This window comes from Rhizobium sp. BK512, from assembly GCF_014194915.1.
Lineage (GTDB): Bacteria > Pseudomonadota > Alphaproteobacteria > Rhizobiales > Rhizobiaceae > Rhizobium.
Map to the genome: position 1 here is coordinate 801,118 of NZ_JACIAS010000001.1, position 13,801 is coordinate 814,918.

Below are 13,801 nucleotides of genomic sequence, written 5' to 3' on the forward strand. Positions count from 1 at the left end.
AGCCGCCGTCTCCTGCTTCATTTCGCCCGCAAGACTAATGGCGGCGAAGCAAAAAACAACAGTTCAATGGCCCACTCTCGAGCAAAGATCAGCTAGTCGCGATCGGACAAAAGGGAGACGCTTATAAGCTTGTCCACACCCGAATGCTACCCACTGGTTTAGGGGTTGCAACGCCAAACCTTTGCGTTAAGGTGCCGTTGACCTGCACGTAACAGGTCAAACCGGGAACAAATGACCAAAGAAAAGGCGAAAAGCCTAGAAAGGTGGACCCTCCATGTCCTTTTTCACGAAAAAATTTCTCGCGTCTGCAATGGTTGGCTCATTGCTCGCATTTTCGGCCCATGCGGCCACACTGAATATCCATAATGGTGGCGACCCCACCTCGCTGGATCCGCAAAAGCTCTCCGGCGACTGGGAAAACCGTATTGCCGGCGACATTTTCGAAGGCCTTGTCACTGAAGACGCCAAGGACAACCCGGTTCCCGGCCAGGCCGAAAGCTGGACCATTTCCCCTGATGGCAAAGTCTACACTTTCAAGCTGCGTGACGGCATCAAGTGGTCCGATGGCCAGCCGGTAACGGCAGGCGATTTCGTCTTTGCCTTCCAGCGCCTCATCGACCCGAAGAACGCGGCCGACTACGCCTATCTGCAGTTCACCATCAAGAACGCGGAAAAGATCAACAAAGGCGAGATCACCGATCTGAACGAACTCGGCGTCAAGGCGATCGACGACAAGACGCTCGAGATCACCCTTGAGAACCCGACCCCATACTTCATTAACGCCCTGATGCACTACACGGCCTATCCGCTGCCGAAGCATGTCGTCGAGGCCAAGGGTCAGGACTGGGTCAAGATTGGCAACATCGTCACCAACGGTCCGTACAAGCCGACCGAATGGGTCCCCGGTTCGCACGTCACGACCGTCAAGAACGACCAGTATTACGGTGCCAAGGATATCAAGATCGACGGCGCGAAGTTCTTCGTGCTTGAAGACCAGGAAGCCGCCCTGAAGCGCTACCGCGCCGGCGAATTCGATATTCTCACCGACTTCCCGACCGACCAGTATGAGTGGATGAAGAAGAACCTGCCGGGCCAGGCGCATGTCGCTCCCTTCTCCGGCCTTTACTACTACGTCATCAACTCGACCAAACCGCCCTTCAACGACAAGCGCGTCCGCCAGGCTCTGTCCATGGCGATCAACCGCGAAGTCATCGGCCCGCAGATCCTCGGCACCGGCGAACTGCCGGCTTACTCCTGGGTCCCGCCGGGCACTGCAAACTACGGTGAGCCCGCCTATGTCTCCTGGAAGGATCTTTCCTACAAAGACAAGGTCGAAGAAGCCAAGAAGCTGCTGAAGGAAGCAGGCTTCGGCCCGGATCACCCGCTGACCACCGAGCTCAAGTACAACACCAACGACAACCACAAGCGCATTGCCGTCGCGATCGCCTCCATGTGGAAGCCGCTTGGCGTCAATGTCGAGCTCGTCAATGCTGAAACGAAGGTCCACTACGATCAGCTGCAGCGTGGTGAAGTGCAGATCGGCCGTGCCGGCTGGCTCGCCGACTACAACGATCCGGACAACTTCCTGAACCTGCTCGTCACCGGCGTTCAGATGAACTACGGTCGCTGGTCGAATGCCGACTATGACAAGCTGATCAAGGACGGCAACGCTCAGACCGATCTGACGAAGCGCGCCGAGATCTTCAAGAAGGCCGAACAGCTCGCGCTGGACGATTCCGCAGCACTTCCGATCTACTACTACGTCTCCAAGAACGTCGTCTCGCCCAAGATCGAGGGCTTCGTCGACAACGTTCAGGACATCCACCGCACGCGCTGGCTGTCCATCAAGGAATAAGGATGAAAGGCTCTTCCCGGTCACCCCGGGAAGAGCCGCTCCACGCCCATGATCAAATATGCACTCCGTCGATTGCTGTCGACGATCCCCGTCCTGTGGATCGCCGTCACAGCTTGCTTTTTCGTTTTGCGCCTCGCCCCCGGCGGCCCCTTCGATGGCGAAAGGCCATTGCCGCCGGTGATCCTGAAAAACCTCGCGGTTCATTACAACCTGGATAAACCGCTCATTCAGCAGTACCTGATCTACGTTGGTGATCTCCTGCACGGCGACCTCGGCCCCTCCTTCGCGAGCGAGGATTTCACTGTCGCCCAGCAGATCGCGATCGGTCTGCCCTACACCTTCACCATCGGTACGGCTGCCTTCCTGATCGCCATCATCGTCGGCGTCGCCGTCGGCTGTCTTGGGGCGCTCTATCAGAACAAGGCACCGGACTATATTCTGAGTGCTCTCATTCTGGTGGGCGTCGTTCTGCCGAACTTCCTGATCGCACCCATCATGCAGCTCGTCTTCGGCATCCATCTCGCGTGGTTTCCGGTCGGCGGCTGGGGTGATGGCTCGATCAAATATCTCGTCCTGCCGATCTTCGTTCTGGCGCTGCCGCATGCCGGCCGCATCTCGCGCATCACCCGAGGCTCGATGATCGAGGTGATGAACCAGAACTTCATCCGCACTGCCAAGGCCAAGGGCATCGGCCCGCGTCTGACGGTCATGCGTCACGCGCTCAAACCCGCCATGATGCCCGTCGTGTCCTATCTCGGACCGGCGGCAAGTTATCTTCTCACCGGCTCGCTGGTTGTCGAAAGCATCTTCGGATTGCCCGGCATCGGCCGCTATTTCGTCAACGCAGCGCTGAACCGCGATTACGGCATGGTTCTCGGTACGGTCATCTTCTACATGGTGCTGATCGTGTTCCTGAACCTTCTGGTCGACATTGCCTATGCCTGGCTGGACCCGAAAGTGAGAAACAGATGATCCTCAATCCCGCAAAAAGGGAGCTGCTCGCAGCCGAACTGCTGGAAGCCGAAGGCCTGTCTCCGGAAGGCCGCTCGCTGACCAAGGATGCACTGCGTCGCCTCTCGCGCAACAAGGCGGCCGTCATCTCCATCGGCGTGCTGGTGCTGCTCATCATCGTAGCCTTCCTCGGCCCGAACTTCATCCCCTTCAACTATGAAGACCCGGATTGGGCCGCCTTCCGCGCGCCTCCGTCCTTCGAAAGCGGCCATTATTTCGGCACTGACCCGAACGGCCGCGATCTGCTCGCCCGTGTGCTCTACGGCACGCGCGTTTCGCTTGCCGTCGCGCTGACGGCCACGCTCGTCTCCGTCGTCATCGGCGTGCTCTATGGCGCCGTTTCCGGCTATATCGGCGGCAGGCTGGACTCGATCATGATGCGCTTCGTCGACATCATGTACGCGCTTCCCTACATCCTCTTCGTCATCCTGCTGATGGTGATCTTCGGTCGCAACGTTTACCTGCTCTTTGCGGCGATCGGTGCGCTCGAATGGCTGACCATGGCCCGCATCGTGCGCGGCCAGACCCTGTCGCTCAAACACCGCGAATTCGTGGAAGCCGCGCGCGCCTCCGGTCAGAAACCCTTCAAGATCATCACCAAGCACATCATCCCGAATCTCGTCGGCCCCGTCGTCATCTTCGCGGCGCTGACGGTACCTGAGATCATCGCGACCGAGAGCTTCCTCTCCTATCTCGGCTTCGGCGTGCAGGAACCGCTGACCTCGCTCGGCACCCTCATTGCCGAAGGCACCGACGCCATGGAAAGCATGCCCTGGCTGCTGGTCTTCCCGGCAAGCTTCCTTGTGGCCCTGCTGCTCAGCCTGCTGTTCATCGGCGACGGGCTGCGCGACGCATTCGACCCGAAGGATCGATAGGATGACCCAGGAAAACAAAAACGAAAAACAGCAGGATACCCTTCTCGAGCTGAAGGACTATTCGATCACCTTCGAGACGCCGGAGGGTCAGGTCAAGGCGGTCTCCAACATGAACCTGACGGTCCGTCGCGGCGAGCGCATCGCCATCGTCGGCGAATCCGGTTCGGGCAAGAGCCAGACCTTTCTCGGCGTCATGGGCCTGCTTGCCAAGAACGGCAGGACCACCGGCCAGGCCCTGCTCGAAGGCAAGGACGTGCTGGCGCTGAAACCGCGCGAGCTCGACCATGTCCGCGGCAAGGACATGGCCATGGTCTTCCAGGATCCAATGACGGCACTCAACCCGTCGCTGCGGATTTCCCGACAGCTGACGGAACAGCTCGAAATCCACCGCGGCTTCACGGCCAAGGCGGCATCGGCTGCGGCTCTCGACATGCTGAAGCGTGTCGGCATCCCCGACCCGACGCGCCGTTTCGGCCTCTATCCGCATGAGCTTTCGGGCGGCATGCGCCAGCGTATCGTCATTGCCATGGCGCTGCTCACGAAGCCGAAGCTCCTGATCGCCGACGAGCCGACGACAGCGCTCGACGTGACGATCCAGGCGCAGATCCTCGATCTCTTCAATGATCTGACGGCAGAGATGAACACGGCGCTGATCATGATCACCCACGACCTCGGCGTCGTGGCCGGTCTCGCCGACAAGGTGGCCGTCATGTATGCCGGCCGTATCGTCGAGGAGGCCCCGGTCGACGAACTCTTCGAGAACCCGGCGCACCCCTATACCGCAGCCCTGCACGCGTCGATCCCGCGCCCGGATCAGGATGTCGACGACCTCGTCGTCATCCCCGGCCGCCCGCCGAACCTGCAGCACCTGCCGAAGGGCTGCAATTTCTCGCCGCGCTGCTCGCAGGTTCAGGACGATTGCATCGACCGACCGCCGCAGCTTCAACAGCAGGGGGCAAACCACTGTGCCGCCTGCTTCCATCCCTTCCCCCGCCGCGAGGAGTTGCTGGTCCATGGCTGAACGCTCGCTTCTGAGGGTCGAGAACCTGACGACCCAGTTCGAGATTCCCTCGAAATCCTTCTTCAAGCCACCGCTGATGCTGACGGCCGTCAACAATGTCAGCTTCGATCTCGCCGAAGGCCGCACGCTTGGCATCGTCGGCGAATCCGGGTGCGGCAAGTCGACGCTCGGCCGCTCGATCCTGCGTCTCCTGAAGTCGCAGAAGGGCCGTATCCTCTGGCAAGGCCGCAACCTGCTCGACCTGTCGGATGAGGAAATGCGTGCCGCACGCCGCGACATGCAGATCATCTTCCAGGATCCAATTGCCTCGCTCGACCCGCGCATGACGGTCGGCGACATCATCGCCGAGCCGCTAACCGTCTTCGAACCGAAGCTTTCGAAGGCCCAGCGTCTCGACCGCGTGCGCGAGATCATGACCGCCGTCGGCCTGGTGCCGGAGATGATCAACCGCTATCCGCACGAATTTTCGGGCGGACAGGCGCAACGTATCGGCATTGCCCGCGCCGTCGTCACCAAGCCGAAGCTCATCATCTGCGACGAGCCGGTATCGGCTCTCGACGTGTCGATCCAGGGTCAGGTCATCACGCTGCTTCGCAAGCTGCGCAAGGAGTTTGGCCTCACGCTGATCTTCATCAGCCACGACCTCTCGGTCGTGCGCCTGATCTCCGATGACGTGCTGGTTCTCTATCTGGGCAAGGTGGTCGAAGCCGGCGATTGCGCCACCGTCTTCGAACATCCGGCCCACCCCTATACGCAGGCGCTGTTCTCCGCGGCCCCGATCCCGGATCCGAAGCTCGCGCGCCAGCGCAGCCGCATCCGCCTGCAGGGAGACCCGCCCTCGCCGCTCAACCCGCCGAAGGGCTGCGTCTTCTCGCCGCGCTGCTGGAAGGCGACCGACGTCTGTCGCACCGAAATGCCGCCGACGGAACTGGTCCGTCCCGGCCAGACAGCCGCTTGCTATCATATGGACCGGCCCTGACATGATATTCTCCATCGCCCCGCCCTCGGGGCGATGGACTTTCAACTCTCCTTGACTTGTCTCCTCCCGCCTCTTCGCGTATCCGCAAGAGCAGAAAAAATCCGGGAGGAAAGCTTGAGCGGACGGTTTCTATCGATCGGCGAATGCATGGTGGAGCTCTCGCAGGCCGGTGAAGGCCTGCTGCGCAAGGGCTTTGCCGGCGACACTTTCAACACCGCATGGTATGCTCGCGCCTGCCTGCCGCCCGCCTGGTCGGTCGACTATTTCACCGCGCTCGGCGATGATCCGATGTCCGACGAAATGGCAGCTTTCATGGACAAGGCCGGCGTCGGCACCGGTCTCATCCGCCGCATCAAGGGCAAGACGCCCGGCCTCTACATGATCAATCTCAGGAACGGCGAACGCTCCTTCAGCTACTGGCGCGACAGTTCCGCCGCCCGCAGCCTTGCCACCGATCCTGATCGCCTGCGTGAGGCAGTGGAAAGTGCTGACGTCGTCTATTTCTCCGGCATTACGCTCGCCATCCTCTCCCATGACGACGCCGACACGCTGCTTGCAGAAATCCGTCGCGCAAAGGCAGTCGGCAAATTTGTCGTCTTCGATCCAAACATCCGTCCCCGCCTCTGGTCGAGCTACGATGTGATGCACACGACGATCAGCGAAGGCGGCCGCGCTTCCTCGCTGGTCATGCCGAGCTTCGACGACGAGGTTGCCCATTTCGGCGACGCCTCCATCGACGCCACCATTGAACGCTATCTTGCACTCGGCGCCTCGCACGTCGTCGTCAAGAACGGTGCGGAAGGTGCAACGCTGAGCTTCGCCAACGACAAAACCCATGTGCCGGCAGAAAAGGTCGAAAAGGTCGTCGACACGACAAGCGCCGGCGACAGCTTCAACGGCGCTTTCCTGGCTCATTATCTGGAACATCGCGATGCACCGACAGCCGCCGGCTTCGCTGCGAAAGTCGCGGCTCGTGTGGTCAGCGAACACGGCGCGCTGGTGCCGAAGGAAAAGCTCGGCCTTTGACATCAGGTTGAAGCCTGCGCATGTCGCTTTATCAAGCGGCCCGCGCAGGCTCGCCCCCGCCTTAGCGGTCAATCATATCAATCGTCAGATCAGGAATTGGGCTTCTTGTCGTCGGTGCGGACGGCCTCATCGTGATACCAGCAGCTGTCGAGCGCATCGCACACTCCGGCAGCCTCACGCTCCATCATCCGAAAGCGCTCGAAGCGGTTCGAGGCCTGAACGGCCTTGATCGGAAACTGGTAGATCGTCGCGGATTCGCGATGGAAATCGATTGCCATGAGATAGCCTTTCTTCAGCTCGGCCTATCAACATTCACGGTCGCTACAATAGCACAATGCACATAGTTTATGCAAATTGCACAAAATAGATGCAATGTCGCAATTATAAACGCTCGATGCGGCATTTGCTGATTAAGGCCCTGCTGATTTGGTCAAAACTTCATCCATTGCTGACAACGCCGGAATTTTGATCTGGTTCCTGCCTCTTAAATGGCCTCTGCCAAGGACGATAGCCGCGAACCCTCATCGCCTCGCGGGCCGGAAACCTCTCTCGCAAACGACTGCAACACGGTGATTCGTAAATTTTTTATGTCAGCCGTCCGAACTGGCACGCTACGTGCTTTAGAATAGGCATCCCCTGGCGAGAGGGCGCGCGCTTGCGCCCTTGCCTCAGGATTGCTCAAGTTCGCAGCAGAGAGAGACGCGATGACAAAGTATAAGCTCGAGTACATTTGGCTCGATGGGTACACTCCGGTACCGAACCTGCGTGGCAAGACTCAGGTCAAGGAATTCGACAATTTCCCGACACTCGAACAGCTCCCGCTCTGGGGCTTCGACGGTTCGTCGACGATGCAGGCCGAAGGCCGCAGTTCTGATTGCGTGCTGAAGCCGGTTGCCATCTATCCGGATCCGGCCCGCACCAACGGCGTTCTGGTGATGTGCGAAGTCATGATGCCGGACGGCGTCACGCCGCATGCGTCCAACGCTCGCGCCACCATCCTCGACGACGAAGATGCCTGGTTCGGCTTCGAACAGGAATATTTCTTCTACGAAAACGGGCGCCCGCTCGGCTTCCCCGAGTCCGGCTACCCGGCTCCGCAAGGCCCCTACTACACTGGCGTCGGCTATTCGAACGTTGGTTCGGTTGCCCGCGAAATCGTTGAGGAGCACCTCGATCTCTGCCTCGCTGCCGGCATCAACCACGAAGGCATCAATGCCGAAGTGGCAAAGGGCCAGTGGGAATTCCAGATTTTCGGCAAGGGCTCCAAGAAGGCCGCCGACCAGATCTGGATGGCGCGCTACCTCCTGCAGCGCCTGACCGAAAAGTACGGCATCGACATCGAGTATCATTGCAAGCCGCTCGGCGACACCGACTGGAACGGTTCGGGCATGCATTGCAACTTCTCGACCAAGTTCATGCGCGAAGTCGGCGGCAAGGCCTATTTCGAAGCGCTGATGGCCCAGTTCGACAAGAACCTGATGGACCACATCAACGTTTACGGCCCTGACAACGACAAGCGTCTGACCGGCAAGCACGAGACGGCTCCGTGGAACAAGTTCTCCTACGGCGTTGCCGACCGTGGTGCCTCGATCCGCGTTCCGCACTCGTTCGTCAAGAACGACTACAAGGGCTATCTCGAAGATCGCCGCCCGAACTCCCAGGGCTGCCCCTATCAGATCGCCTCGCAGGTTCTGAAGACGATCTCGGAAGTTCCGACCTCCGGCTTCGCTTCGGCTGCAGCCTGAGTTTTACTGCGGCGCCGACCTCCCCGTCGGCGCCGTTCCTTTTTCAAGGCACAGCGCCCGAAGGCGATCCATCGCGGACATAATTGGCCGGTTTCTCCTGCCATAAAGCCCTGTAAATACTCGCAGAGGGCTGTAATATTTCCATCATGCACTTCCGCCAAAATAGATAAGCGGGAATCGCCATTCCGGAACCCCGCCAGGGGTGGTGCGTTGCCAGAACCAAGCGACGCTGATGGAAATAAAAGCATGCTGCAACGTCCGTCAAATTCATATAGCGGCGAAAGCTGGGCTAGTGCCGCAGCCGCTGGAGCCGTGCCGGAGCGGCTGGTGATCGTGACTGACGCCTGGCACCCGCAGGTCAACGGGGTCGTCCGCTCGATTGAGAATACGAATCGGGAACTCGCCAGGATGGGCGTTGAAGTCTCGATGGTGACGCCGGAGCGTTTCGCCAGCATCCCCTGCCCCACCTATCCCGAAATCCGCCTGTCGATCGCCTGGTACAGCCGCATTGCCCGCGAGATCGAAAAGCACAAGCCTTCCTATGTTCACATCGCGACGGAAGGCCCGCTGGGACTGACGGCGCGCCGCTGGTGCCTTCGCAAGCGCATGCCTTTCTCCACCAGCTATCACACCCGTTTTCCCGAATATGTCTCGGCCCGGCTGCCCATCCCCTCAAGCTGGCTCTACGCCTTCGTGCGCTGGTTTCACAATGGTGGGGCCGGCTGCATGGTCGCGACCCCGAGCCTCGCCCGCGAGCTCTCCGCAAAGGGTATCAAGAACCTCATGCCGTGGAGCCGTGGCATCGATGCCACGCAGTTCCATCCGATGCCGCTGGAAGAAAAACCGTTCGGCCTTGCCCGCCCGATCTTCATGACAGTCGGCCGCGTGGCGCTGGAAAAGAACCTGCCGGCTTTCCTCGACCTCGACCTGCCCGGTTCGAAGGTGGTGGTCGGTGACGGCCCAGCGCGCGCCGAGCTGGCAGAGCGCTATCCGAATGTGCATTTTACCGGCGTAAAATTCGGTGAGGAACTGGCAAAAGCCTATGCGCAGGCCGATGTCTTCGTCTTCCCGTCGCTGACGGATACGTTCGGCAACACCATTCTGGAAGCGCTGGCCTCAGGCGTCCCCGTCGCGGCCTATCCCGTCACTGGCCCGCTGGACATCATCGGCGAAGAAAGCCTTGTCGGCGCGCTCAACGAGAACCTGCAGACTGCCTGCCTGGCCGCTCTGTCGGGCTCGCGGGAGAAGGCGCGCGAGCTTGCCATGCAATATTCCTGGGAAGCAGCCACACTGCAGTTCATCAACAATATCCGCGCCGCCAATGGCGTCATCACGCCAAAGTGGAAGAAAGCGTGGCAATATGCCACCAAGTCCCTTCCAAGAAGCAGAAAGCCCGGCGATAGCACCGGGCCTCTTCCATCATCTGATTGAGCCTTACTTGTGAAGGGCGGCCCGCAGCGTGTCGTTGGCCACTGAAATTGCGCTTCGGACAGCAGGCGTTTCGGCAATTGCATTCAAGAGCACGAAGTCATGGATCGTGCCATTGAAGCGGATCGATGTGACCTTTACGCCTGCCTGGGACAGCTTGCGGGCATAGGCCTCGCCTTCGTCACGAAGCACGTCATTTTCGTCGACGATGACAAGCGCCGGCGGCAGGCCGTTCAACTGCTCGAGCGAGGCCTGAAGCGGTGAAGCGGTCGGTTCCTGGCGCTTGGCCTCGTCAGGCAAATAAGCATTCCAGAACCACTTCATCGCTTCCTTGGTCAGCCACGGGCCGTTGGCGAACTGGTTGTAAGAACCGGTATCGAAATTGGCGTCGGTGACGGGGTAGAACAGCACCTGCTGGTCGATGGCAGGTCCGCCGCGCTCCTTGGCGAGCAGCGTCACCGCAGCCGTCATATTGCCGCCGACGCTATCGCCGGCGACGGCGAAGCGGCTGGCATCGACGCGGAATTCCTTCGCGTGCTCGGCGACATATTTGGTCGCGGCGTAAGCCTGTTCGATGGCAACAGGATAACGGGCTTCCGGCGAACGGTCATAATCGACGAAGACAACGGCGGCCTGTGCGCCATTGGCGATCTCGCGCACCAGCCGGTCATGCGTATCGGCGTCACCCAGCACCCAGCCGCCGCCGTGGAAATACATGACGACAGGCAGCATGCCCTTGGCGCCTTCCGGGCGGATGATGCGCAGCTTGACGCTGCCGGTCGGGCCAACCTTGATAACCTTGTCTTCTTCCTGGGCTGCGAGCTTCTTCACTTCGCCCTTCTGGGCACCGGCGAGAATGTTGCGGGCATCGGCAGGCGAGAAGGTGTAGATCGGCTTGGAGCCGGCCAGGCTATCGATGAATTTCTGCGTTGTCGGTTCGAGCACCGGATCGGCAAACGCTCCGGCTGCGGAAGCTGCCAGGATTGCTGCTGCGGAAACTGCGGTCTTGATGCCAGACATTGTCGTATCCTCTTGGTTCGTTGCGTTCGTCCTGAACACGCCTTTAATATCGCACGCGATTATTTATTGTACGATATAAATTGTTGCATGGCTGCCATGCACTAAAAGCGGATACGATTATTTATCGCACGATATAACATCGGCGGGTTCGGAGATTGAGCCATGTCAGACCAGCTGAAACTCGACACTTTCATCTGCTTTGCCGTCTATACGGCCAGCCACGCCTTCAATCGTGTCTACAAGCCTCTGCTCGACGAGCTCGGCCTCACCTACCCGCAATATCTGGCGATGGTCTGCCTGTGGGAAGAAGACGGCCAGACCGTCGGCGGCCTTGGCGAAAAGCTCTTCCTGGAATCGAGCACGCTGACTCCTCTTCTGAAGCGCCTGGAAATGGCCGGCTACATCCACCGCGAACGCAGCAAGCAGGACGAGCGCGTCGTCGTGTTGCGACTGACGGAGGAAGGCAAGCGGCTGAAGGAAAGGGCGGAGACCGTGCCGGGCTGCATCATCGACGCAAGCGGCCGCAACGCCGACCAGCTCGCACGACTGCAGGCAGAGATCGTCGCGCTGCGGGAAGCACTGAACAAGAGCGCATCCTGACGCCACGCCTGCTCGGGCAAGCTCATCCCGGCTTGCCCGGCAACGCTGGAAAACGCGCTAGGTCCGCTTCTTCTTCCCCTCAAAGGGATTGTCCGGCGAGCGGTAATGGATCCGGATCGGTACGCTCGGCATATCGAAATCCGCACGCAGCCCGTTGATCAGGTAGCGCGTATAGGATTCCGGCAGAGCATCCGAGCGGGTGCAGGACACCATGAAGGCCGGCGGACGGGCCTTTACCTGCGTCATGTATTTGAGCTTGATACGGCGACCGGAAACGGCCGGTGGCGGGTGCTGCACCTGCTGCTGCTCCAGCCAGCGATTGAGCTTGGCGGTGGAAATGCGCTTGTTCCAGACACGGTCCGTATCGATGATCGACTGCATGAGCTTGTCGAGCCCCCAGCCTGTCTGGCCGGAGATCGGAACGGCGCGGATGCCGCGTGCCTGCGGCAAGAGGCGGTCGGTCTTTTCGCGCAGGTCCGCCAGCACCGCCTGACGGTCCTCGATCATGTCCCACTTGTTGAAGGCGAGCACGGCCGCGCGTCCTTCGCGCAGCACGAGATCGACAATATGGAGATCCTGCTTCTCGAAGGGGATCGTCGCGTCGAAGACGATAACCACGGTCTCGGCAAAACGAATGGCGCGCAGCGCATCGGCGACCGAAAGCTTTTCGAGCTTTTCAATCACCTTCGCCTTGCGGCGCATGCCTGCCGTATCGAACATCTTGATCGTGCGACCGCGCCATTCCCACTCCACGGAGATGGAATCACGCGTGATGCCAGCCTCCGGGCCGGTCAGCAGCCGGTCCTCGCCGAGGAAACGATTGATGAGCGTCGACTTGCCGGCATTGGGGCGACCGACGATCGCGACACGCAGCGGCTTGCTGTCATCGTAGACGGGTTCGTCGTCTTCCTCGTCCTCCTCGCCTGATGACTGCGGCAGATCGACATCGGTGACCGCGACATCATCCTTCGGCGGAAAGGCAATATCCTCGCCGACTGCCGCGACGATGGCATCGCGCAGATCGAGCATGCCCTGCCCGTGTTCGGCTGAGATCGCCACCGGTTCGCCAAGCCCGAGCGAAAAGGCGTCGTAGAAACCGCTATCGGACCCGCGCGCTTCGGATTTGTTGGCAACGAGCACGACGGGCCTTCCGCGTCGGCGCAGCATCTCGCCGAGAGCCGTATCAACAGGCGTCAGTCCCGTCTTGGCATCGACGATGAAGAGCGAAAGGTCGGCTTCGTCGATCGCCGCTTCGGTCTGCTGGCGCATGCGGCCCTGCAGGCTTTCGTCGGTCGCCTCTTCCAGACCCGCTGTATCGATGATCGTGAATCGCAGATCGACAAGGCGCGCTTCACCCGGCCGGCGGTCACGCGTCACACCCGGCGTGTCATCGACAAGCGCTAGCTTCTTCCCAACCAGACGGTTAAAAAGCGTCGACTTGCCGACATTCGGGCGTCCGACGATGGCGACCGTAAAACTCATTCTTTTCCCTTAAGCCTTAACCCTGCGCGGCGGGCGCCTTGCCGGATGCGGTGATGAGATCAAGCATCATATGAGCACGATTGCCAACAGCGCGCGGGCTGTCCGGATCGTCAACGATAGCCTGGAACCACTGGCGCGCCTGCGCCATGTTGCCGGCCTTGTAAGCGGCAAGACCAAGCGCCTCGCGCGCCGAGTGGCGGAAGGCGTTGCCTGGGACGGCCATTTCCTCGACAGCAGCAGAAACCTGGTCGTAGGTGCCGTTCTCGATCAGCAGCCAGCCGGCGCGCATCTTGGCGGCATCCTGCACGGCAGCCGGAACGGACTTGTCCTTGGCTATCTCCTGGAACGAGGCGATGGCACCGGCATTGTCGCCCTTCTGGGCCTGGACGGTCGCGGCACGCATACGCGCCAGAACCGGATAGGCGCCATGGCCTTCCTTCTCCAGTTTATCGAGTGCAGCAAGCGCCTCGTCGGTCTTGTTCTCGTCGGCAAGCTTCATCGCCGCCAGGAACTGGTCGCCGGCGCCGGAGGACGCGTTATTGTCCCAATATTCATAGGCAACCTTGCCGATGGTTCCGAGCACGATAAGAACGGCAATGGCAATGATATAGCGGCCAAACCGGCGCACTGCGCCCTTCATCTGGTCGGAACGCAGTTCCTCGTTGACTTCACGAATGAAGCTGTCGTCGTTGAATGCCATTCTCGTCTCCGGCCGCGGATACCCATACACAGTGCAAAACGCACATTGTCGGGCCTTCT

General features: G+C 60.3%; 13 protein-coding genes. 9 read left to right on the plus strand and 4 right to left on the minus strand.

From position 1 onward, the window contains the following. Positions 1-274 precede the first annotated feature (274 nt). The 6 genes from FHX06_RS04050 (at position 275) to FHX06_RS04075 (ending at position 6,767) form a co-directional block, all read left to right on the plus strand. On the plus strand, positions 275-1,855 hold the full coding sequence (locus FHX06_RS04050; RefSeq protein ID WP_112543495.1) for a peptide ABC transporter substrate-binding protein: 1,581 nt from the start codon (positions 275-277) through the stop codon (positions 1,853-1,855). Positions 1,856-1,903: 48 nt separating this feature from the next. After that, positions 1,904-2,827: an ABC transporter permease subunit gene (locus FHX06_RS04055; RefSeq protein ID WP_112543494.1), complete on the plus strand. Its 924-nt coding sequence runs from the start codon at positions 1,904-1,906 to the stop codon at positions 2,825-2,827. Further along, positions 2,824-3,741 (plus strand): ABC transporter permease, encoded by a 918-nt coding sequence (locus tag FHX06_RS04060; protein ID WP_112972163.1) that lies wholly within the window; start codon positions 2,824-2,826, stop codon positions 3,739-3,741. Before FHX06_RS04055 ends, FHX06_RS04060 begins: the two co-directional genes overlap by 4 nt. Position 3,742: 1 nt before the next feature. Further along, positions 3,743-4,762: an ABC transporter ATP-binding protein gene (locus FHX06_RS04065; RefSeq protein WP_113210813.1), complete on the plus strand. Its 1,020-nt coding sequence runs from the start codon at positions 3,743-3,745 to the stop codon at positions 4,760-4,762. Further along, the gene (locus FHX06_RS04070; protein WP_113210812.1) at positions 4,755-5,741 is read left to right on the plus strand and encodes an ABC transporter ATP-binding protein; all 987 of its coding nucleotides are present in this window, start codon (positions 4,755-4,757) and stop codon (positions 5,739-5,741) included. Before FHX06_RS04065 ends, FHX06_RS04070 begins: the two co-directional genes overlap by 8 nt. A 114-nt stretch (positions 5,742-5,855) precedes the next feature. After that, positions 5,856-6,767 carry a sugar kinase gene (locus FHX06_RS04075; RefSeq protein ID WP_113208123.1) on the plus strand — a complete coding sequence of 304 codons (912 nt, stop codon included), beginning with the start codon at positions 5,856-5,858 and terminating at the stop codon, positions 6,765-6,767. An 89-nt stretch (positions 6,768-6,856) separates the two neighbouring features. Here the strand turns inward: FHX06_RS04075 and FHX06_RS04080 are convergent, their stop codons facing one another. Further along, the gene (locus FHX06_RS04080; RefSeq protein ID WP_112543489.1) at positions 6,857-7,045 is read right to left on the minus strand and encodes a DUF2735 domain-containing protein; all 189 of its coding nucleotides are present in this window, start codon (positions 7,043-7,045) and stop codon (positions 6,857-6,859) included. A gap of 426 nt (positions 7,046-7,471) precedes the next feature. On the opposite strand from FHX06_RS04080, the gene FHX06_RS04085 reads away from it, so the two are divergent. Continuing rightward, positions 7,472-8,512 (plus strand): glutamine synthetase beta-grasp domain-containing protein, encoded by a 1,041-nt coding sequence (locus tag FHX06_RS04085; RefSeq protein WP_112972159.1) that lies wholly within the window; start codon positions 7,472-7,474, stop codon positions 8,510-8,512. Positions 8,513-8,758: 246 nt separating this feature from the next. Then, entirely contained in the window at positions 8,759-9,943 is a 1,185-nt protein-coding gene (locus FHX06_RS04090) for a glycosyltransferase family 4 protein (protein WP_183847187.1), read from the plus strand. A gap of 3 nt (positions 9,944-9,946) precedes the next feature. On the opposite strand, the gene FHX06_RS04095 is transcribed toward FHX06_RS04090, so the two are convergent. Next, positions 9,947-10,960, minus strand: coding sequence for an alpha/beta hydrolase (locus FHX06_RS04095; RefSeq protein WP_183847188.1), 1,014 nt, complete (start codon positions 10,958-10,960; stop codon positions 9,947-9,949). Between the two features lie 162 nt (positions 10,961-11,122). On the opposite strand from FHX06_RS04095, the gene FHX06_RS04100 reads away from it, so the two are divergent. Next, the gene (locus FHX06_RS04100; protein WP_112543485.1) at positions 11,123-11,560 is read left to right on the plus strand and encodes a MarR family winged helix-turn-helix transcriptional regulator; all 438 of its coding nucleotides are present in this window, start codon (positions 11,123-11,125) and stop codon (positions 11,558-11,560) included. A 57-nt stretch (positions 11,561-11,617) separates the two neighbouring features. Here FHX06_RS04100 and der read toward each other — a convergent pair whose 3' ends face one another. Both der and FHX06_RS04110 read right to left on the minus strand, forming a co-directional pair. Continuing rightward, positions 11,618-13,042: a ribosome biogenesis GTPase Der gene (gene der, locus FHX06_RS04105; protein ID WP_113210809.1), complete on the minus strand. Its 1,425-nt coding sequence runs from the start codon at positions 13,040-13,042 to the stop codon at positions 11,618-11,620. 16 nt (positions 13,043-13,058) lie between these two features. Further along, positions 13,059-13,742 (minus strand): tetratricopeptide repeat protein, encoded by a 684-nt coding sequence (locus FHX06_RS04110; protein WP_112543483.1) that lies wholly within the window; start codon positions 13,740-13,742, stop codon positions 13,059-13,061. Positions 13,743-13,801 lie beyond the last annotated feature (59 nt).

Excerpts from the sequence above, each read along its gene's own strand:
- FHX06_RS04050 (WP_112543495.1), top strand. The coding sequence starts at position 275 with ATGTCCTTTTTCACGAAAAAATTTCTCGCGTCTGCAATGGTTGGCTCA.
- FHX06_RS04055 (WP_112543494.1), top strand. The coding sequence starts at position 1,904 with ATGATCAAATATGCACTCCGTCGATTGCTGTCGACGATCCCCGTCCTG.
- FHX06_RS04060 (WP_112972163.1), top strand. The coding sequence starts at position 2,824 with ATGATCCTCAATCCCGCAAAAAGGGAGCTGCTCGCAGCCGAACTGCTG.
- FHX06_RS04065 (WP_113210813.1), top strand. The coding sequence starts at position 3,743 with ATGACCCAGGAAAACAAAAACGAAAAACAGCAGGATACCCTTCTCGAG.
- FHX06_RS04070 (WP_113210812.1), top strand. The coding sequence starts at position 4,755 with ATGGCTGAACGCTCGCTTCTGAGGGTCGAGAACCTGACGACCCAGTTC.
- FHX06_RS04080 (WP_112543489.1), bottom strand. The coding sequence starts at position 7,045 with ATGGCAATCGATTTCCATCGCGAATCCGCGACGATCTACCAGTTTCCG.
- FHX06_RS04085 (WP_112972159.1), top strand. The coding sequence starts at position 7,472 with ATGACAAAGTATAAGCTCGAGTACATTTGGCTCGATGGGTACACTCCG.
- FHX06_RS04090 (WP_183847187.1), top strand. The coding sequence starts at position 8,759 with ATGCTGCAACGTCCGTCAAATTCATATAGCGGCGAAAGCTGGGCTAGT.
- FHX06_RS04095 (WP_183847188.1), bottom strand. The coding sequence starts at position 10,960 with ATGTCTGGCATCAAGACCGCAGTTTCCGCAGCAGCAATCCTGGCAGCT.
- FHX06_RS04100 (WP_112543485.1), top strand. The coding sequence starts at position 11,123 with ATGTCAGACCAGCTGAAACTCGACACTTTCATCTGCTTTGCCGTCTAT.
- der (WP_113210809.1), bottom strand. The coding sequence starts at position 13,042 with ATGAGTTTTACGGTCGCCATCGTCGGACGCCCGAATGTCGGCAAGTCG.
- FHX06_RS04110 (WP_112543483.1), bottom strand. The coding sequence starts at position 13,742 with ATGGCATTCAACGACGACAGCTTCATTCGTGAAGTCAACGAGGAACTG.